Raw genomic sequence first — 19,586 nt, forward strand, 5'->3', positions numbered from 1 at the left:
CGATATTCTTCCTTTCATAATGGGTAATGCGATAGTTAATTATTTACATCATTATAAGTAATAATGGTTATAATGTCCAAAACTCCTTTAAAAATCGCGTTGACAGCGCTTACTAAAGTCATGTATCATAAGAGATATGATACAGATATGATACAGTTGTTATACTAAAGCATGAAGGAGGCAAACGACATATTATTTTGTGATTTAAAAATTAAAAAGGAAGTGACGAGATGAAGAAAAATCGATTAACATGCTGGACGGCTATCGCTCTTTGTTTTTCTCTTATTTTGGGAGCGCTCCCTTTTGGGTCGAAACCGGTAACGGCCGCAGAGATGCCTGCATCGCAATTGTTGAACCCAAATTTTGATTTGGAGCCTGTAGACGATCAAATTCCGGGTTGGAGCGTAGATCCGGCAACAGCAGATTACGGAACAATAGAGCTTAGCAGTGAAATAAAGAGAAATGGCAATTATAGCATGCTTTTTTGGGATAAAACTTCCGGTACTAGCCCCGCAGGAAGCTTTCGCGTTCTAAGCAACCCGATAGCAGTATCGGAGGGTGATACTGTAACAGCATCTGCTTATGTGTACAGGTCGGCTAAAGGAGATCAAACTCACGGAATTCAGCCTGTTATTCATTACTATACTGCTGCAGGCAAGGATGTGCAGCCAATAGAATTTGTACAATATGGAGAAAAAGATGTACCTATAGGCGCGTGGCATCCAATTTCGATCACTAGAACAGTGCCTGACAATGTTGCCTACATCAAAGTTGGCCTATATTCCGGTTTTCCCAGTTTAACGAAGCTTTATGTAGATGAATTCAGCGTTAATATTGACTCGCCAGCGCCGCCGGAAGAAATTCCGACTGAACTGAGCAACCCGAGCTTCGACTTGCCGCTTGACAATGGCAGCATCCCGGGCTGGACACTGGGAAGCGGCACAAATGGACAGTTTGAGTTAAGTACAGAAGTTTACCGCAGCGCGCCGCAAAGCTTGTATTTTAAAGATTCCTCCGATAAAGACGGATTGCGTGTTATAAGTGATAAATTTGCTGTCAAGGAAGGGTATTCACTGTATTCATCAGCGTATGTCTACGTGATTGAGCAGTCGCACAATATTGTAGGCGAAGTATATTATTACTCTTCGCAAGGTACGCAATTGGATGCGAAAACCGATTCGTTTGGCGCTGTAACGCTCGGCAATAAAGTGTGGACCGAAATGAGCATGTTTTCTACTGTTCCGGCCGGAGCAGCATATGCCAAAATTGCGCTATATTCTGGCGGAGTCAGCAACACGGAGGCATATTTCGATGATCTATCCTTTACGCTGCTGCCTCCTGAAGAACCCCTTGATCGTAATTATGGCGCACCAGTAGATCTTGGTCCCATGGTTAAAGTGAATTTAGGGCAAGCTGGGGCTGTTCAGACAAATGCCGAGGGCGAGAATGAAGTATATTTCGTGACGAATGGTTTGCCAGGAACCTTTTACGTGTTGGACGGGGAAACTGGAGTTATGAAATTTAAAGAGGATATTCCGAATACCGAGGCCACGTGGGCGATGACAGTCGGCTCAGATAAAAATGTTTATTTTGCAGGTACAGGGGATGGCAAGCTGTATCGCTATTTGCCGGCGGAGAAGCGGGTGGAAAGCCTTGGCTACAACACGGCTGACAATTGGGTGTGGGATATTGAAGAAATAGACGGCAAAATTTACGGCGGCACTTATAACAGTAAGACGCACGGAAAGCTGTTTGAGTATGATATCGCGAGCCAGAAGTTCCGCAGCTACGGAACGGTCCAGCTGGGCCAACAATATGTGCGCGGAATTGCTGTAGATGAGCAGTATATTTACGCAGGTCTTGGAACGACCGTGCAATTATTTAAAGTGGATCGTGTTACAGGTGAAAAAACAGAAATCCAAATTCCAGGCCACAGCGGAGAAACAAATTCGATTGCTGATGTCTTTAAAGTTGGAAATAAGTTGTTCGTATCTGTAAGTACAATTAACATGGTCGTGCTGGATTTGGATACGAATACGATTGATAGTGAATTCCAATACAGCAATATGATTTCGGAGCCTTATCCTGAAGACCCGAATTTGATTTACTATAAATATTTAACAAAGCTATATAAATATGATATTGCGGCGAAGAAATCGACCGAGATTCAACTTTCGATTCCGTTGCCGGATACGACGCGTGTCAAGGATCTGTCCTGGATTACGCCAAAAAGCGGCGAAAAGGCTGGGAAATTGGTGCTTGCAATGGTTACGCAATATGGGGAATACATGCTGTATGACCCTGTTGATAATTGGGTAAGCCTTATCGAGCTTGAGATTGATCCGCAGCCTGTACGCATTCAAGGCGTTGAGACGGGAATTGACGGCAGAATGTATATGGGCGGTTATCAGCGCGGCATGAGCATTTATAATCCTTTTACGAATCAAATCGATGTGAATATATCTTCATTTGCCCAGCCGGAAGGAATCGGCTTTTTGAATGATAAAGTTTATTACGGTACTTATGTTGCAGCTGTCATGTACAGCTTTGATCCGAAAAAGCCGGTCGAGCTTAACAAAAACCCGGAGCTGGAGTATCAAATCTCGCATCAGGACCGCCCATTTGCTATAACGTCCGGCGATAACAAGCTATTCGTAGGCACTGTGCCGGATTACGGAGTCTTGGGAGGCGCGCTGGCTATATATGATGAACAAACAGATACCTGGTCTCAATACAATCAAGTTGTAAATAACCAAAGCATTATTGGCCTCGCTTATAAGGACGGGTTACTATATGGCGGTACTTCGGTATGGGGAGGACTAGGCATAGATCCTTCCGAGCCTGAAGCAAAACTATTTGTTTGGGATGTGGAAGGCGAACGAAAAATTAAAGAGCTAACCTTGAATATTCCCGGTATTGATAAAACGCCAAAAATGATAGGTGAATTGTCCTTCGGTCCGGATGGACTGCTTTGGGGAGCTGTTGAAGGAACAATTTTTGCTATGGACGTGTCTACGATGGAAATTGTAAAAAGTAAAGTGATCCGTCCAAGCACCTATAATACTAGCAAATGGATGCCATATCATCTGAGATGGGCGCCAGACGGCATGCTGTATACGACGCTATCGCGCAAAATTATTGCAATCGAGCCAGAGACATTGAAATATAAAGTAATCGTGGACAATTTCTTGAACAGTATGACGATTGGTATCGATGGAAGCATTTATTACGCACCGGATGCAGGGGTCAGCTTATCCAAAATCGCGATTCCGCAAACGGATGCAACATTGTCCTCCATAACTGTAGACGGGGAAACGATGACAGGATTTTCGCCGGGTATTTTGAATTATGAGCTGAAGACTTTAGGTCCAGTCGTTATTGAAGCCTCATCGGTGCAAGAAGGCTCGACAGTCAGCATTGATGACCGGCGTGAGGCTGAAGGCGTTATTCGGATTCATGTAACTGCGCCAGACGGAAAATCTTCGCTGAAATACCAAATCAATTGGCGGGAAGCGACTGAGCTTGAGCTGGCGATTGATCAAGCGATTGCAGCGATCGATGCTTTGCCTGCAGCAATCAAGCTGTCAGATAAAGCGGCTGTAGCTGCAGCACGGGCGAAAGTAACGGAAGCTATCGAATTAGGCGCCTTGGAAGAAGATATAGCGAATCTAAATGTGTTGGCTGCTGCCGAGGCGAAGATAGCGGCGCTTGAGGCTGCAAGTATAGGCGGTCCTCCTATCGTGATAGACACGTCTGGCATTAATGTAAATGGGGAGCAGCTTGTTATAAGCAGCAAAGCGTTGCAGCAAGCTTCGGGCGATCAAGCAGTGCTCATTGCCGTTCCTGAATCTGTCAATCAAATTATTTTGCCTGTAAATGCAGCCGAGGTGCTTGGTTCGAAACACTTGCAGCTGCAAAGAGAGGATTTCATGTTGGATATACCTTCGTCAGTGCTGGAGCAATTGCTGCAGCAAGCAGATAGCACAAAGCTGGCAGACAGTTTAATTGAGCTGAATATAGCTAAGCTGACCGGGGATGCGGCTGCTAAACTGATGGAACAGCTGGCGCGCTTCAGCTCTGCTTCGCTAGCAGGCAGCATATATGATTTTAGTCTTACCTGGGTTGCCAAAGATGGAAATAGCATAAGCCTGGCGCAGTTCAAGGAGCCGCTTGCTATTCATGTAAAGCTGGATTCAAGCTTGAATCCGAAGCGGGCTGGAGCTTATTATATCAAAGATAATGGCAGCTTAGAATTTATAGGCGGAACCGTGCAAAATGGCGTACTTTCGGCTAGTATTTACCATTTCAGCAAGTATGCATTCCTGGAATACAATAAGTTTTTTACTGATGTAGCTGAGTCGCATTGGGCAAAAGAGGCTATTGAGCTGCTGGCTGCAAAGCATATGATTACAGGCACGAGCCTGTCGACCTTCTCGCCAGAGCGCTCGATTACCCGAGCAGAGTTTACTTCTTTAATTGTAAGAGCACTAAAGCTTGAAGAAAGAACGGAATTGGCATTTACCGATATATCGAAGGACGACTGGTATGCAGAAGCTGTAGCCAAGGCAGTAGCGGCGGGTCTTGTTAAAGGAAAGAGCGAAGCTAAATTTGATCCAAATGGCAGCATAAAAAGAGAAGAAATGGTTGTTATATTAATGCGCGCATATGCTATCAACTTTGGCGGAGAGCTTGACGGCAGCAAGCTGACGGCTTTTAGCGATGAAGCGGAAATATCCGAATGGGCGCTTGACTACGTAAGAGCGGCAACAACTCTTAAGCTGATCAACGGCCGCACCGAGCATAAATTCGTTCCTCACGGCATAACAACAAGAGCTGAAGCGGCAGCTTTGCTGCAGCGCATATTCGTTCCATAATTTCAATCCTTGTCCCAGAATGTTATAATAAATAAAATTTTCTGGGAGTGAGATGGATGCAGCTGCAGCCAGTGGAGGCGGAGTTTTTTCAAAGAGAAACAATAGTAATGGCCAAAGCTTTGCTGGGCATGCTGCTTGTGAAGGAAACCGAGCAGGGGATAGCAGCAGGCTGGATCGTCGAGACTGAGGCTTATAAAGGTTTAACTGATCGGGCTGCACATGCCTTTGGCAATCGCAGAACGGCAAGAACCGAGGTGCTTTATGGTCCGCCAGGGCATGCATACACGCATACGATGCATACGCATTGCCTGCTTAATATTGTATGCCAGCCGGCAGGCACGCCGGAAGGGGTGCTGATCCGGGCGGTGGAGCCGTATATCGGCATCGAGCTGATGGAAGAACGGCGCGGACTCGGCATGAAGCTTCATAACTTGACCAGCGGACCAGGGAAATTAACGAAAGCGCTGGGCATCGATATGACGGATTATGGCTTGAGTCTATGCGAGCGCCCGCTCTATATTGCAGACGGCAGAGCTGTCGAGCAGATAGCGGCTGGACCAAGAATCGGCATTCCGAACAGCGGCGAAGCCAAGGATCTTCCCTATCGATTTTGGGAAGCGGGCAATCCTTTCGTATCCAAATAAGATCAGATACCGATAATTTAGAATTAGAATCACATAGCTGTTTCGGAGCTGTACTTGTTAAATTTCAAAGCCTTTCTTTAGCAGTAAAGCTGGATGCTTCTACTGCAAGGAGGGGCTTTTTGCATGGTTACGATTGATACTGGAGAAGCGACAGCTCTATAAAAATTTAATGCTGGATATTTATATTTTTTGCTAGAGTGCTATAATAAAATGCTGTAGCACAAAAAAGAGTTAAGTGAATTTACTTATGCTGGCGAATCGGTTGGCTATTGCAATGCCGGGCAAGCAGCTTATGTAATAACAGACAGATAAAGGAGCTTTTTGATGCTTGACCGAATACAGCAAAACTGGTTTTCAAATGTGAGAGCCGATATATTAGCCGGCATTACGACTGTCCTAGCGCTAATTCCAGATTCGTTGGCATTTGCCTTCATCGCGGGCGTGAATCCGATGATCAGCATATTTTCTTCTATTTCCATCTTGATTTTAATTTCGTTTTTTGGCGGCAGGCCAGGCATGGTTTCGACCACCGCTGGATCGATGGCGGTGCTTATGACGGCGCTAGTCGCTCAGCATGGCGTTGAATATTTATTTGCAGCTACGATTTTAACAGGCTTTCTTCAATATTTAATGGGTGTGCTCAAGATGGGACGCTGGATGAGCTTCGTTCCCCATTCTGTCGTCACCGGATTTATTAATTCACTGGCCATTTTGGTGTTTATTGCGCAGCTTCGTTATTTTGACGGTCAATCCTGGCTTATGTATGCGATGGTCATCGGCACATTGATCATCATCTACACTATTCCTAAGTTTTTCAAAGCGGTTCCGTCACCGCTTATAGCGGTAGCTTTCATGACGATTGCGGCGATGCTCATGAACGGCAATTTGCAAACGGTAGGCGATTTGGCTACGATCGAACCCGCAGTGCCTTTCTTCCATATTCCAATGATCCCTTATACGTGGGAGACACTATGGATTATTTTGCCTACTGCTTTATCGCTGGCGATCGTCGGTTATTCTGAAACACTGCTTACACAAACTATTATTGATGAAATGACCGATACAAAGACGAGCAAGGATAAGGAAATGAGAGGGCAAGGCATCGCCAATACGGTAACAGGCTTTTTCGGCGGAATGGCAGGCTGCGCATTGATTGCGGAATCGGCGATTAATATTAAAGTAGGCGGCCGGGGAAGGCTTTCAACGCTTGTGGCGGCTTTGATGCTTCTGCTGCTCGTATTTATTTTGGATGATATTTTGAACATTATTCCAATTGCTGCATTAGTAGGCGTTATGATTATGGTTTGTATGGAAATTTTCGACTGGAAATATTTTGTGCAAATTCGAAGGAAGCCGGCAGCCCATACCTTTATTATGCTGCTGACAATTGCTATTGTAGTTGCAACTCATAATTTGGCAATCGGCGTATTGGTCGGCGTGATCGTCAGTGCGCTTCTGTATGCTTACCGCTCAGCCACACAATTGCAGGTATATAAGGACCAACATAAGGATGAGTTGATTTATCGCGTGCAGGGGCAGCTGTTTTTTGTATCCAGCGATGCTTTACTGGAGCGGATAGATTTTGCGGATGAATCCAGGAAAGTATGTCTGGATTTTGAAAAGGCGCATATTTGGGACCAAACAGCCAGGCAAACAATAAATAAAATCGTGCTTCGTCTAGAAGAAAAAGGAAAAAAAGTTCGATTATCAGGGCAATCATTTCATTAATTTTTACTCATTTGGTAATAAAAGGCTGACCTGCCGTAGATCAACTACAGCAGATCAGCCTTTTTTAAGTGACAGCGATGCAATTAAAGCGGGAACGGGAGGCTTAACTGTACGACGATGATCGCGGAGCCAACCCCAATTATACAGCCCATTGCAACGTCCGACGGATAATGAAGACCCAGGTAAATTCTTGACCAGGCAACGGATAAACCTAGCAGCGCCGCCAGCGGCCATACAAGCGGCCAAGCGGCACCACTGCCCAACACGAACGGAGTCAGCCAGGCAAATATCGCAGTCGTGTGTCCAGATGGGAAGGAAGGGTCTTTTAGCGGCTTGCTTACCGTATACACTTGCTCAAGCGCCTGATAAGGCCGAAGCCGTTTGAAGACCCGTTTAATTATAAATACAGGAAGATGGCTAAGCACAACGGCTGCGAAAGCATGCCATGCCGAAAGTCTCCAGCTGTCTTGGGCCAGCCAAGCTAAGAGCAATGAACTGGATAAAGTGAATGTCGCTCCGCCTGCATGTGTGATGAAATGCAGCCATCTATCGATGAATGGATTAGAGCTTCTACGATGAGCAACGGCAAATAAGCCTCGTTCTCCCGCTTGTATTCTAGCACTCCACTTGTTCATGCTCCGCTCATCTCCTTTAAGATGCATTTCCATAAAATAAAATTAATTTTTCTTTTGCGCAGAAAGGTGTTTCAATCTGCTGCTTCATGGTTATATTGTATCAAGCATTGGTTAGTTGAGTATAAACTTATTGTTAAAAAACATAGAAAAGAAGCACAATATTAAAGATTTATCATACTCCGCTATTTTTTTAGGATAATAGTGCTAAAAAAACAGGAAATGGTTGAGAATAAGACTGAGAAGAAGAAAATAGGGGTATGCATTTTGTTTTATAGCCATGCAAGCGTTTTTCTAACCAAAAAAAACAAAAACAAGTCAATTTCCAATTTTGACAAAGAAGTCGTTTGCGTGGAAAATTTGATCACAACTTCTTTTTGTGATGGAAATGTAAACAAGGGGAACAATAACAAAAATCTCTGTACAAAAAATTGCCGCCTCCTTCTTGAAGGAGTGATGATGCAAACAGAGAAAGGGTCTAGGGGGCAGAGCCATATGATTTTTTCAGTAATTTTTGTAGTGCTTCAAGTGTTACTCGTTTTTATTGCTGTATATCAGTTCGGCTTATCCATGTTTGGACTGATGAAAAACAAAAGCCGGAAAAAGCATGCTCCTAAAAAAACATTCGCTGTGCTCGTTGCAGCTCATAATGAAGAGCAGGTTATCGGCGCATTGATCGAAAATTTAAAAAAGCTTGATTATCCAAACAAACTGTACGATATCTTCGTTATCTGCGATAATTGTACAGACCGTACTGCTGAAATAACAAGAGAGCATGGCGTGAACGCTTGTGTGCGCACGAATGCGAATCAGCGCGGCAAAGGCTATGCAATTGAATGGATGCTTAAAGAATTGTGGAGCATGCCGAAGCAATATGATGCCGTTGTAATGTTTGATGCAGACAATTTGGTTGCACAGGATTTCTTGCGCCATATGAATGATGATTTATGTGAGGGCAAGCAAGTGATCCAAGGCTATTTGGATACGAAAAATCCTGAAGATTCATGGATTACAGCCGCATACGCCATAACGTACTGGTATTGCAACCGATTATGGCAGCTTTCCCGTAAGAACCTTAATATGAGCAATTTTTTGGGCGGTACGGGAATGTGCTTTGATTCCAAGCTGCTGAAGGAAATGGGTTGGGGCGCAACCAGTCTGGTAGAGGATTTGGAATTTTCCATGCGCTGCGTGCAGCGCGGCATCTATCCGGTCCTTAATTATGATGCCAAGGTTTACGATGAGAAGCCGGTGTCGCTTCGCGCGTCTGCCAAGCAGCGGCTTCGCTGGATGCAGGGTCATTTCAATGTAGCGCGGAATTATTTTTTTCCATTGCTCTGGGCAAGTATTAAAGAGCGGAATATTACGAAATTTGACGCAGCTATATATACGATTTCGGTATATAATACTTTACTTGGCTTCCTGCTGACAATTTGGCTGTGGATAGACATCGCCATTCCGGGGCCTAACGTCATTCAATCGATTTATGAGCATTTGCCATGGTGGCTCGTTGCAATTGCTGTAATAGCGACAGTGCTGCAGTTCCCGGTTGCTTTGAAGCTGGAGAGTGTCAAATCGAAAAGGATGTATGCCCATCTGCTGACGCTGCCGGTATTCCTGATAACATGGTGGCCGATTACGCTTTATGCCTTTTTCACCCAGAACAATAAAACGTGGAGCCACACACAGCATACCCGCGTTCTGCGAATTGAAGAGGTACAGAGCAAGTAATCTATAGCACCTGAATAAAATAAAGTAAAAGCATTGACAATCAATGTTGAACTGTGATACATTAATCCAGTACAACAGTTGAATAGGATATACGCACAAGCAGAAGCACCCGCTTCTCACCTTTCGGCTAAGCTGTCTGGTTAGCGATAATCGATCACAATATATGCTTTGCCATTTGAGCATCAAGCTTGGTTTGGCAGGAAGGCATAATAATTAACGGTTATTAAGCGCGGGTTCTTGTGAACTCGCGCTTTTTTGAATTCTAATGCTCTTGAGGAATGTTAGAATGGTCCAAGCAACCGCACGTCCTTGGCAATGGACGACAGGGACGTTCTTACTTGTTGCAAACATTAAGCCGTATAGGCTTGTTAAAAATATAGGAAAGTATAAGTTGTCACTTTATACCCGTTCCTATATTCATCGGTAAACGCGCCTCCTTCGTTCAAGCGAAGGAAGATGAGTCGTTTATCCTTGTATCGTAACTATTCTATTTGGAGGTGTCACACGATTAGCAGAGAACATCAAATCAATGATGAAATTCGAGCTAGAGAGGTACGTCTTGTAGGGGCAGAAGGGGAACAAATTGGGATTAAGCCGCTTCGCGAAGCACTTCAGCTGGCTGCTGATGCCAACCTGGATCTTGTAAACGTAGCTCCAACAGCTAAACCGCCGGTTTGTCGTATTATGGATTATGGCAAGTTCCGCTATGAACAGCAGAAGAAAGAAAAGGAAGCACGTAAAAACCAAAAGGTTGTTGACGTTAAGGAAGTTTGGTTCCGCGCGAATATCGAGGAGCATGACTATCAGACGAAATTCCGTAATGTAGTCAAGTTCCTTAATGAAGGCGATAAAGTAAAAGCTTCAGTGCGATTCCGCGGCCGCGAGATTACTCACGCAGCAATCGGTCAACGCATCTTGGAGCGTCTATCCAAAGAGGTTGCCGAAATATGCAATGTTGAGCGCGCTCCTAAGCTGGAAGGCCGGAGCATGATTATGATTTTGGCACCAAAAAACAGCAACTAATTTTTGAAGAATTTAAGGAGGATCACTGAGAGATGCCTAAGATGAAAACTCATAGCAGTCTGAAAGACCGCTTCAAAATTACCGGTACTGGTAAAGTGAAACGCTATAAAGCTTACAGAAACCACTTGCTTTCTCATAAGTCTGGCCGCCAAAAGCGTGTTCTTGCAACTCAGCCTTTGATGGCAGCTGGCGACGTTCGCCGCATTCAACAACAGCTATCTAACTTGAAATAATAATCAGTTAAGTAACATTAACCTACAGGAGGGTTCCTTTCATGGCAAGAGTTAAAGGCGGATTTGTCCGCACTCGTCGTCGTAATAGAATTTTAAAACTAGCTAAAGGCTACTTCGGTTCGAAGCATCGCCTGTTTAAAACAGCTAAAGAGCAAGTTAACAAATCTTTGATGTATGCATACCGCGATCGCCGCAACAAAAAGCGCGATTTCCGCAGACTTTGGATCGTTCGTATCAATGCGGCTGCCCGCATTAACGGATTGTCTTACAGCAAATTTATGCATGGCCTTCGCCTTGCAGGCGTTGAAGTTAACCGCAAAATCCTTGCTGATCTTGCCGTTAACGATATTAGCGCGTTCAACTCGCTAGCTAATGTTGCAAAAGAAAAAGTTAATGCCTAATTGCTAGGCTGTGATAAGGGCTGTCTGTTCGTTATTTTTGACGATTAGACAGCCCTTTTTATTGTTTCCTGCTGGTGCGCGGACAAACATACAAGCAAATGTCCCTTCCTGTACATACGTTGAAGAACAACGGAAAAGGAGGGATTATGCATGCGTAAGGTATCAAAAAAGCAGGTACGCAAATTGATTGGAAAATCCATCTACGCCGTGCGCCAAGACGGATCTGTCGTCCGAGGCAAGCTAATACGAATACAAGGTAACACAATGTATGTGGCTCCGATTAAAAAATCACGCGGCAAAACCGTACAGACGAAATTCATTTTTGCACTTGCGTTATTCAGTATTGTTGCGATTGGAGCATTGGCTTTCTCAGGCTGTGGTTGCGGAGGCTTTGGCTGTGGCGGCTTCGGCGGGGGCTGCTTTGGGGGACCCGGCTTTAAAGGCGGCTTCGGCGGATTTTGATTAAGTGGGAAGAACAGCGTGTTTAAAAATATAGAAAAGTATAAGTTTTCCCTTACACCTGTTCCTATACTTCATCGGTAAACGCGTCTCCTTCGTTCATGCGAAGGGCGGCGGAGCCGTTTATCCTTGTGACCAGCCTGTAAAAAAGCACGGCGTGCTATAAAAGTATTGACGGCATGGATGATTTTGAGCATTATGTATATAATAGAAATTAGAGCATGCAAAGCGCAAAGCAAAGCTTGACGAACGCTCTTTATCGGCATATAATGGTCTAAAGTATTACATTCTCTCTTGCTTATTAGCAAGTAGACAATAGTGAATCGGCAATGATGAGGACGAAGTGTTAAGGGCAATTTTGACCAGAGAGCGACTGGAGTAGCTGAAACCATCGCCAAAACCCCTTTTCTACGAGCTCACCTCGGAGCTGTTTCCCTGAAAAGCATCTCATGTCAAGTTATGCGTATTAGGGGAAATCGCAAGGCAAGCGTTAAAGTGCCATAGGTAGAACAATAATGTTTGTTCTAACCTGCTGAGGTTATTTGTCGAGAGATGAGTAACGAATTTGGGTGGTACCACGGAAGCATACCTTTCGTCCCTCATAGCTTTATTATTGAAGCTTGAGGGATGGAAGGTTTTTTTGTTTTTCTTTGAGAGGAGGATGACTGATGGCAACGCAAGATGTAACGCTAAAGTCGAAAGAAGAGTTAATTGAAAAAATGTCAAAGCCTGAAGTAATATCTGGATCGGAGATATTGCTGCGCAGTTTGCTGCTTGAAGGTGTGGATTGTGTATTTGGTTATCCTGGCGGTGCAGTATTGTACATCTACGATGCAATGCACGGTAATCCCGATTTCAATCACGTACTTACAAGACATGAGCAAGGCGCTATCCATGCGGCTGACGGCTATGCCCGCGCAAGCGGAAAGGTAGGCGTATGTATCGCTACATCTGGCCCAGGTGCAACAAATCTTGTAACGGGTATTGCGACGGCATATATGGATTCTGTACCAATGGTTATTATTACAGGGAATGTCATGTCGCATTTGATTGGATCCGATGCTTTCCAAGAAGCGGACATTACTGGCATTACGATGCCGATTACGAAGCACAGCTATCTGGTGCGCAAGGTAGAGGATCTGCCGCGCGTTATTCATGAAGCTTTCCATATTGCCAATACGGGCCGCAAAGGTCCGGTGCTTATCGATATTCCGAAGGATGTATCGGCGGCGAAAACGCTGTTCAAGCCTGTCAATGATGTTAACATCCGCGGTTATAATCCGACTGTATCGCCTAATAAGCTTCAGGTTGAAAAGCTCATTAAAGCGATTGAGCAATCTTCACGGCCACTCATCCTTGCAGGAGGCGGCGTTGTATATTCCGGCGCGCATGAGGAGCTGCTTGAGTTTGCTACAAAAACACAAATTCCAATTACAACGACCTTGCTCGGCTTGGGCGGCTTCCCGAGCGGCAACGATTTGTGGCTGGGCATGCCAGGCATGCACGGTACCTACACAGCGAATACATCTATACAAAAAGCAGATTTGCTAATCAACATCGGAGCTCGTTTTGATGACCGCGTAACAGGCAAGCTGTCCGGCTTTGCTCCGCTGGCCAAAATCGTTCACATCGATATTGATCCTGCGGAAATCGGCAAAAACGTGCCAACAGACATTCCTATTGTCGGCGATGTTAAGACGGTGCTGCAGCAAGTTAATAAATTGGCTAAGCGCGCTGACCTGGCTGATGAGTGGAGAGAGCAGATTCAAATTTCCAAAGCGCAGTATCCATTCAGCTATATTGATTCCGAAGATGAGCTTAAACCGCAATGGGTAGTGGAGATGATCCATGATACAACTGGCGGTGACGCTATCGTAACGACAGATGTCGGTCAGCATCAAATGTGGGCGGCTCAATATTACAAGTTCAATAAGCCGCGCTCCTGGGTAACCTCGGGCGGACTTGGCACAATGGGCTTTGGCTTCCCGTCAGCGATCGGCGCACAAATGGCTAATCCGGATCGTGTAGTCGTTTCTATTAATGGTGACGGCGGTATGCAAATGTGCGCGCAGGAGCTCGCGATTTGCGCGATTAACAATATTCCGGTTAAAGTCGTTATTTTGAACAATCAGGTGCTAGGCATGGTTCGTCAATGGCAGGAGTTGATCCATGAAAATCGCTTCAGTCATATTGACCTTGCCGGAAGCCCGGATTTTGTCAAGCTTGCTGAAGCCTACGGCGTTAAAGGCTTCCGTGCTACCAACAAAGAGGAAGCAAGAACGGCTTGGGAAGAAGCGCTTCGCCATTCGGGGCCGGCGGTAGTTGAATTCGTAGTCCGCAGAGACGAGAACGTATATCCAATGGTTGCCCAAGGCAGCACAATAGACCAAATGATCATGGGGGATGCGGAATGAAGAAAAATACGATCGCAGTCATTGTCAATGATCAGCCGGGCGTATTGCAGCGTGTAGCTGGCTTGTTCGGACGCCGCGGCTTCAATATCGAGAGCATTACTGTGGGCGCCAGCGAAGAGCCTGGCTTGTCGCGCATGGTCATCGTTACAGAAGGAGATGACCATACGCTTGAGCAAGTTACGAAGCAGCTGTACAAGCTTATAGATGTTATAAAGGTAATCGATTTGAGCGCTAATCCAATGGTTGCGCGCGAGCTGGCACTTATTAAAGTAAGTGCCGAGCCTGCGGCAAGACCTGAAATATTAGGAGTGGTGGAAACTTTCCGCGCAGCGGTAGTTGATATCGGCACTAACTCGCTTATGGTTCAAGTCGTCGGCGATACAAGTAAAATTGACGCGATGATTGAGCTGCTGCAGCCATATGGTATCCGTGAGCTTTCACGTACAGGCGTAACGGCATTGATCCGCGGCAATGCGAGATAAAATCGCCGCTGCAATTAATAGAAGTGAAATTTTATTATAAGCAAGCTATAATGTTCTATATCCCGCTTTGAGCGGGTATTCAAGAGGAAGATCAAGCGATGGTCCTTTTGAACACCCGCTCAAAAGGGTTAAATTAAAGGAGGAAATTATTATTATGTCAGCTACATTGTATTATGAAAAAGACGCAGATCTAGGCGTACTTCAAGGTAAAACTATTGCAGTAATCGGTTATGGAAGCCAAGGCCACGCGCAAGCGCAAAACCTTCGCGATAGCGGCGTAAAAGTTGTTATCGGCCTTCGTCCGGGCAAATCAGCAGAAGTTGCTAAAAAAGACGGTTTTGAAGTGCTTTCCGTTGGTGAGGCTACCAAGCTTGCTGATATCATTCAAATTTTACTTCCAGATGAAACTCAAGCAAAAGTATATGCTGAAGAAATTGCTCCTAACATGAAAAAAGGCGCAGCTCTTATGTTCTCTCATGGTTTCAACGTTCACTTCGGCCAAATCGTTGCTGATGCTGAAACTGACGTATTCCTTGTAGCACCTAAGTCCCCTGGACATATGGTTCGCCGCACATACGAAGAAGGATTCGGTGTTCCTGGACTAATTGCTATCCATCAAGATGCTAGCGGCAAAGCAAAAGAAATCGGTCTTGCTTATGCAAAAGGCATCGGCTGTACTCGTGCGGGCGTTATCGAAACTTCCTTCAAGGAAGAAACAGAAACTGACTTGTTCGGTGAGCAGGCTGTACTTTGCGGCGGTGCTTCTGCGCTAGTTAAAGCTGGTTTTGAAACTCTAGTAGAAGCTGGCTACGCTCCTGAAATGGCTTACTTCGAGTGCTTGCATGAGCTTAAGCTGATCGTTGACCTTATGTATGAAGGCGGACTTGCGACAATGCGTGATTCCATCTCCAATACAGCTGAGTACGGCGACTATGTAACTGGTCCTCGTATCGTTACTGAAGAAACTAAAAAAGAAATGAAGCGCGTATTGGAAGATATCCAAGCTGGCCGTTTTGCTCGCGACTTCATCTTGGAAAATCAATCGGGCCGTGCTATGCTTACAGCTACTCGCCGTAACGAAGCAGCTCACCCAATCGAGCAAACTGGTAAACAGCTTCGCGAATTGATGCATTGGATCAAGAAGTAATAAGCTGCTCGTTCCTGCTTGTTTAAGCGGATGCAATAGATCAAAAAAGACAGCGCACGAGGGCATTGGTCCGAGTGTGCTGCCTTTACTTTAGGGCAATTATTCAGCGGCAGCTTTATAGGCTAAGGCTATAGTCTAAATAGTTTTTATATCTTTGTAATCCTACTAGATTTATGGTACAAATGATATTAGATGCAGAATGAAACCAAGGAGTGTTTACACATATGTCAGAAGTGAAAAAAATCGCCGTTCTAGGCGGAGATGGTATCGGTCCAGAAGTAGTCGGTGAAGCTTTAAAAGTAATGAAAAAAGCAGAAGAGCTCTTCGGCTATCAATTTGAGACTGAGCATGGCTTGTTCGGCGGTATCGCCATCGATGAGAAAGGCACGCCGCTTCCGCAGGAAACGCTGGAGCTGTGCAAAGGCGCAGACGCTGTATTGCTTGGCGCAGTAGGCGGACCAAAATGGGACAACAACTCCAAGGAGCTTCGTCCTGAAACAGGTCTTCTAGGCATCCGCAAGGAGCTGGGCCTATTCTCCAATATTCGTCCAGCTACTGTATTCGATTGCTTGAAGGAAGCTTCCACTCTTAAACCAGAGGTGCTGGAAGGCACAGACTTGATCGTTGTTCGCGAGCTTACTGGCGGTATTTACTTCGGCGAGAAGTTCCGCCGCGAGGGTGCTCACGGAGAGGAAGCTGTTGATACTTGCGTATACAACGTGAAAGAAGTTGAGCGTATCGTACGCCAAGCTTTCGATATTGCAATGACACGCGGCAAGCGTCTTGCTTCTGTAGATAAAGCTAACGTGCTTGAAACATCCCGCCTATGGCGCGAAGTCGTTGTGCGTGTTGCTGCTGAATATCCGGAAGTTGAACTGGAGCATGTGCTTGTGGACAACTGCGCAATGCAATTGCTGCGCCGTCCGTCCAGCTTCGATGTTATCGTAACTGAAAACATGTTTGGAGATATTTTGAGTGATGAAGCAGCAATGCTTACTGGTTCAATCGGCATGCTATCATCAGCATCTCTAGGCGAAGGAAGCTTTGGCTTGTATGAGCCAGTGCATGGTTCCGCTCCCGACATCGCTGGGAAAGGCATTTCCAACCCAATCGCTACTGTCCTTTCCGTAGCGTTAATGTTCAGACTGACATTTGGCTACCACGATGCAGCTCAGGCTATTGAGGATGCAGTCAAAGAAGTGCTTGACGCAGGCCACCGTACTACGGACATTGCCGTTGATAAGAGCAAAGCGATCAGCACGACCGCTATGGGGGATTTGATCGTAGCAGCAATGAAGAAATAATCGTTGAAGCGAACTTTTACAAATATAACTAATATAGAGGAAACGTATTTTTGGCTTAGCCAAGGGTACGTTTTTTTTTCAATTATTATCTTTGTCTAATTAAGCATTGTCATTATTCAGCAAGCTGATTTTTGTTCTATTAAGGAATGTGCGGCAGTCAAAACGAATATGATGGAATAAACAACACGGGGGAGGCTATTCGATGAGCTTTTGCTGCGGTGCTAGCATGCTTGGCACAAGAGGGACATTAAAGCATCTTCAAACGCATATTCATCATGTTCCTGTATTGTTTTGTCCAGTTTGCCAACGGGTCGACATCCATTATTTGGCGAAAGGGGACTACGAGCTTTTGGCGGATTTTGCGCAAGGCGACGGGGCCGTTGAAGTGGATTTTAACGATTATATAGAACAATCGCAGGAAGAGCTGCTGGAAAACTGTGTGAATCATGAAGATGAAGATGCAATGGAGGTTGTTCGAAGTCAAATCGATATGGCGCTGGATCTGCTCCAGTTTGCGTATCAGATTGAGGACAGCAGCTGGCAGTACATGCTTAAGAGAAGGCTGCGGGCATTGAATGCGAGAAGGAATAAGCTGCTGCAGAAACACTAAAGGCATAAAAAGTTAATCCTGTTAAAGGATTGACTTTTTTTGCGCTTTTATGCTCTAGGTAAATAATCATATAGCTGCACTATAGATGAAGAAGCTTGTCGAAAAGATAAGTCCTATAAGCAAGAAGTGATAAATTAATAGTAAAGTAGCGAAAATATTAATTAAATAGATGGCGAAAGGACTAAAATTATATTATTTTTTAGCGAAAATTGTCATTTAACGCCTAATAAATGTATAAAAGAAATTGTTTCTATTCGACATTATCTCCGATTGACATACTTTGTAAATGAACTCTATCATAATATGTAGATGCTACTATTGTCCATAAGCGCGAACATTGCCGGGGAGGAGAGGTTGATGCAGATCGTAAGAAAGCGTTATTTCCCGGCGTTAGCCGAGTATATCCGCTATGGAAAGGAAACGTCGTTAATCCAGGCCAATGAAATAGGCAGGCAGCTGCGAGGCATAAATCCGGAACAAATATTATCTGTGCATGAGGATTGCCTTCAGACTTTGGCTGTTAATGTTGATTCCAAGGAAATCGTAGAACTGTACAATCGATCATTTGTTTTTTTGACAGAGTTGATGGAGACATCTCATTCGGCAAGCGAGAGCGGAGAAAATTACGAGCTTGCAGGGGAGGTGGACGCGGCGTCAGATGTGAGATTTAATGAAATGAGAGAATTATTGTTTCGTTCAAATCAATCTACTGAGAAAGTGAAAAACAAATATGAAAATGTTCTGCAGCATATGGATAGTGGGATAGCTCTATTTGATAGTGACGGCATCCTATCATTTATTAATGTTCAAATGGCCAGACATTTGGACATTCCAAGAAAGACGCTGATCGGCTGTTCGATCAAGGAAATCTTATTACATAAGAGTTTGGCTTTGTCGGCAAAGAGGGCGATATTACGCATTTATCGTGAGATGATGGTAAAGAAAAACCGGTACTATGAGTTCCAGTATAATGATGGGAAGCATCTGCTTGCCACAATTACGTATGGAGAGCAGCTCGATGGCGGCTTTTTAATTAGCGTCAAGGATGTATCGGAATTCAGACAAATTGAGCAAAGTGCTTTTCAAAATGAAAAGCTCGCCATGCTCGGAAAAATTTCTGCTGCGATTGCCCATGAAATACGCAATCCTCTTACTAGCATTCGAGGATTTATTCAGCTGCTTCGCCCCTATCTGCTGGAGATAGGCAAGGAAGAATATGCTAGAATTATTTTAACAGAGATTGACCGGGCTAATGATATTATTAACGAGTTTTTGAATTCCTCCAAGCCGTCTGCCCCTATGAAGCAAAAAACTTCGATTGAGAGCCTTCTAAGAGATGTTACTATATTGATTGAAAGTGAAGCGCTCTTGCAAAACTGTGAGATTTCAATTGATCAATTTGCTACTGGCTTATATGTGTCTATTGATGTGAAGCAGCTTAAGCAGGTCATCCTAAACATGATCAAAAACTCGCTTGACGCTGTAAACAGCGAGCAAAGCGGGCGCCGCGGAAAAATTAATATTTATGTCAACAGTGATGGGAAATATGTTGAAATTGCAATTAAAGATAATGGCTACGGAATGGATAAATTAACGATGAGCAAGCTGTTTGATCCGTTTTTTACAACAAAGCAAACAGGTACTGGGTTAGGGCTTTCAGTAAGCTATCGCATTATTCGCAATCATGGCGGAAATATCCGAGTGAATAGCACGGAAGGAGTAGGAACAGAATTTACAATTTATTTGCCATTACATACGTAAAGGATTAAAATTTAGTCGGGGTAATTTCCTCGACTATTATTTTTATAATGAGAATGCATTAGCTTTTTTCAAACATACTTTGTAATGAATAGGTTTGTGATGGAATGGAATGAAGGCCATGCTAGTGTGAAAATGTTTGGAGA

General features: G+C 44.6%; 15 protein-coding genes and 1 other annotated feature. Of the genes, 14 read left to right on the top strand and 1 reads right to left on the bottom strand.

Annotated features, from left to right (window positions below):
• The first annotated feature begins 230 nt into the window (after positions 1-230).
• The 3 genes from ACRRU2_RS10890 to ACRRU2_RS10900 all read left to right on the top strand — a co-directional run bounded on the left by ACRRU2_RS10890 (position 231) and on the right by ACRRU2_RS10900 (position 7,246).
• Entirely contained in the window at positions 231-4,874 is a 4,644-nt protein-coding gene (locus ACRRU2_RS10890; RefSeq protein ID WP_432501505.1) for an S-layer homology domain-containing protein, read from the top strand.
• A 56-nt stretch (positions 4,875-4,930) separates the two neighbouring features.
• Entirely contained in the window at positions 4,931-5,518 is a 588-nt protein-coding gene (locus tag ACRRU2_RS10895) for a DNA-3-methyladenine glycosylase (protein WP_432501508.1), read from the top strand.
• Between the two features lie 324 nt (positions 5,519-5,842).
• Positions 5,843-7,246 carry a SulP family inorganic anion transporter gene (locus ACRRU2_RS10900; RefSeq protein WP_432501511.1) on the top strand — a complete coding sequence of 468 codons (1,404 nt, stop codon included), beginning with the start codon at positions 5,843-5,845 and terminating at the stop codon, positions 7,244-7,246.
• A gap of 83 nt (positions 7,247-7,329) precedes the next feature.
• On the opposite strand, the gene ACRRU2_RS10905 is transcribed toward ACRRU2_RS10900, so the two are convergent.
• Complete coding sequence (locus tag ACRRU2_RS10905; RefSeq protein ID WP_331697210.1) at positions 7,330-7,881, bottom strand: phosphatase PAP2 family protein; 552 nt, start codon at positions 7,879-7,881, stop codon at positions 7,330-7,332.
• Positions 7,882-8,376: 495 nt separating this feature from the next.
• Between ACRRU2_RS10905 and ACRRU2_RS10910 the strand changes: the two genes are divergently transcribed.
• The 11 genes from ACRRU2_RS10910 (at position 8,377) to ACRRU2_RS10960 (ending at position 19,443) form a co-directional block, all read left to right on the top strand.
• The gene (locus ACRRU2_RS10910) at positions 8,377-9,609 is read left to right on the top strand and encodes a glycosyltransferase family 2 protein (RefSeq protein WP_432501610.1); all 1,233 of its coding nucleotides are present in this window, start codon (positions 8,377-8,379) and stop codon (positions 9,607-9,609) included.
• A gap of 91 nt (positions 9,610-9,700) precedes the next feature.
• Positions 9,701-9,872, top strand: a sequence feature (ribosomal protein L20 leader region).
• Positions 9,873-10,065: 193 nt separating this feature from the next.
• The gene (infC, locus tag ACRRU2_RS10915; protein ID WP_331697209.1) at positions 10,066-10,632 is read left to right on the top strand and encodes a translation initiation factor IF-3; all 567 of its coding nucleotides are present in this window, start codon (positions 10,066-10,068) and stop codon (positions 10,630-10,632) included.
• A gap of 32 nt (positions 10,633-10,664) precedes the next feature.
• Positions 10,665-10,865: a 50S ribosomal protein L35 gene (gene rpmI, locus ACRRU2_RS10920; protein ID WP_331697208.1), complete on the top strand. Its 201-nt coding sequence runs from the start codon at positions 10,665-10,667 to the stop codon at positions 10,863-10,865.
• 41 nt (positions 10,866-10,906) lie between these two features.
• Positions 10,907-11,266 carry a 50S ribosomal protein L20 gene (gene rplT / locus ACRRU2_RS10925; protein ID WP_331697207.1) on the top strand — a complete coding sequence of 120 codons (360 nt, stop codon included), beginning with the start codon at positions 10,907-10,909 and terminating at the stop codon, positions 11,264-11,266.
• 150 nt (positions 11,267-11,416) lie between these two features.
• Positions 11,417-11,728 (top strand): hypothetical protein, encoded by a 312-nt coding sequence (locus tag ACRRU2_RS10930; protein WP_432501515.1) that lies wholly within the window; start codon positions 11,417-11,419, stop codon positions 11,726-11,728.
• Between the two features lie 665 nt (positions 11,729-12,393).
• The gene (gene ilvB, locus ACRRU2_RS10935; RefSeq protein WP_432501517.1) at positions 12,394-14,139 is read left to right on the top strand and encodes a biosynthetic-type acetolactate synthase large subunit; all 1,746 of its coding nucleotides are present in this window, start codon (positions 12,394-12,396) and stop codon (positions 14,137-14,139) included.
• Positions 14,136-14,621, top strand: a complete 486-nt coding sequence (gene ilvN, locus ACRRU2_RS10940) for an acetolactate synthase small subunit (protein WP_331697204.1) — start codon at positions 14,136-14,138, stop codon at positions 14,619-14,621. Before ilvB ends, ilvN begins: the two co-directional genes overlap by 4 nt.
• Before the next feature lie 154 nt (positions 14,622-14,775).
• On the top strand, positions 14,776-15,768 hold the full coding sequence (gene ilvC / locus ACRRU2_RS10945; protein ID WP_331697203.1) for a ketol-acid reductoisomerase: 993 nt from the start codon (positions 14,776-14,778) through the stop codon (positions 15,766-15,768).
• A 224-nt stretch (positions 15,769-15,992) separates the two neighbouring features.
• The gene (gene leuB / locus ACRRU2_RS10950; RefSeq protein ID WP_432501520.1) at positions 15,993-17,072 is read left to right on the top strand and encodes a 3-isopropylmalate dehydrogenase; all 1,080 of its coding nucleotides are present in this window, start codon (positions 15,993-15,995) and stop codon (positions 17,070-17,072) included.
• A 202-nt stretch (positions 17,073-17,274) separates the two neighbouring features.
• Positions 17,275-17,682 carry a hypothetical protein gene (locus ACRRU2_RS10955; protein WP_331697201.1) on the top strand — a complete coding sequence of 136 codons (408 nt, stop codon included), beginning with the start codon at positions 17,275-17,277 and terminating at the stop codon, positions 17,680-17,682.
• A 357-nt stretch (positions 17,683-18,039) separates the two neighbouring features.
• On the top strand, positions 18,040-19,443 hold the full coding sequence (locus ACRRU2_RS10960) for an ATP-binding protein (RefSeq protein ID WP_432501523.1): 1,404 nt from the start codon (positions 18,040-18,042) through the stop codon (positions 19,441-19,443).
• Positions 19,444-19,586: the final 143 nt, after the last annotated feature.

It is taken from the genome of Paenibacillus sp. GXUN7292 (assembly GCF_050864975.1).
Taxonomy (GTDB): domain Bacteria; phylum Bacillota; class Bacilli; order Paenibacillales; family Paenibacillaceae; genus Pristimantibacillus.

Excerpts from the sequence above, each read along its gene's own strand:
- leuB (WP_432501520.1), top strand. The coding sequence starts at position 15,993 with ATGTCAGAAGTGAAAAAAATCGCCGTTCTAGGCGGAGATGGTATCGGT.
- ACRRU2_RS10955 (WP_331697201.1), top strand. The coding sequence starts at position 17,275 with ATGAGCTTTTGCTGCGGTGCTAGCATGCTTGGCACAAGAGGGACATTA.
- ACRRU2_RS10900 (WP_432501511.1), top strand. The coding sequence starts at position 5,843 with ATGCTTGACCGAATACAGCAAAACTGGTTTTCAAATGTGAGAGCCGAT.
- ilvN (WP_331697204.1), top strand. The coding sequence starts at position 14,136 with ATGAAGAAAAATACGATCGCAGTCATTGTCAATGATCAGCCGGGCGTA.
- ACRRU2_RS10930 (WP_432501515.1), top strand. The coding sequence starts at position 11,417 with ATGCGTAAGGTATCAAAAAAGCAGGTACGCAAATTGATTGGAAAATCC.
- ilvC (WP_331697203.1), top strand. The coding sequence starts at position 14,776 with ATGTCAGCTACATTGTATTATGAAAAAGACGCAGATCTAGGCGTACTT.
- rpmI (WP_331697208.1), top strand. The coding sequence starts at position 10,665 with ATGCCTAAGATGAAAACTCATAGCAGTCTGAAAGACCGCTTCAAAATT.
- ACRRU2_RS10895 (WP_432501508.1), top strand. The coding sequence starts at position 4,931 with ATGCAGCTGCAGCCAGTGGAGGCGGAGTTTTTTCAAAGAGAAACAATA.
- ACRRU2_RS10905 (WP_331697210.1), bottom strand. The coding sequence starts at position 7,881 with ATGAACAAGTGGAGTGCTAGAATACAAGCGGGAGAACGAGGCTTATTT.
- ACRRU2_RS10960 (WP_432501523.1), top strand. The coding sequence starts at position 18,040 with ATGCAGATCGTAAGAAAGCGTTATTTCCCGGCGTTAGCCGAGTATATC.
- ilvB (WP_432501517.1), top strand. The coding sequence starts at position 12,394 with ATGGCAACGCAAGATGTAACGCTAAAGTCGAAAGAAGAGTTAATTGAA.
- ACRRU2_RS10890 (WP_432501505.1), top strand. The coding sequence starts at position 231 with ATGAAGAAAAATCGATTAACATGCTGGACGGCTATCGCTCTTTGTTTT.
- rplT (WP_331697207.1), top strand. The coding sequence starts at position 10,907 with ATGGCAAGAGTTAAAGGCGGATTTGTCCGCACTCGTCGTCGTAATAGA.
- infC (WP_331697209.1), top strand. The coding sequence starts at position 10,066 with ATGAGTCGTTTATCCTTGTATCGTAACTATTCTATTTGGAGGTGTCAC.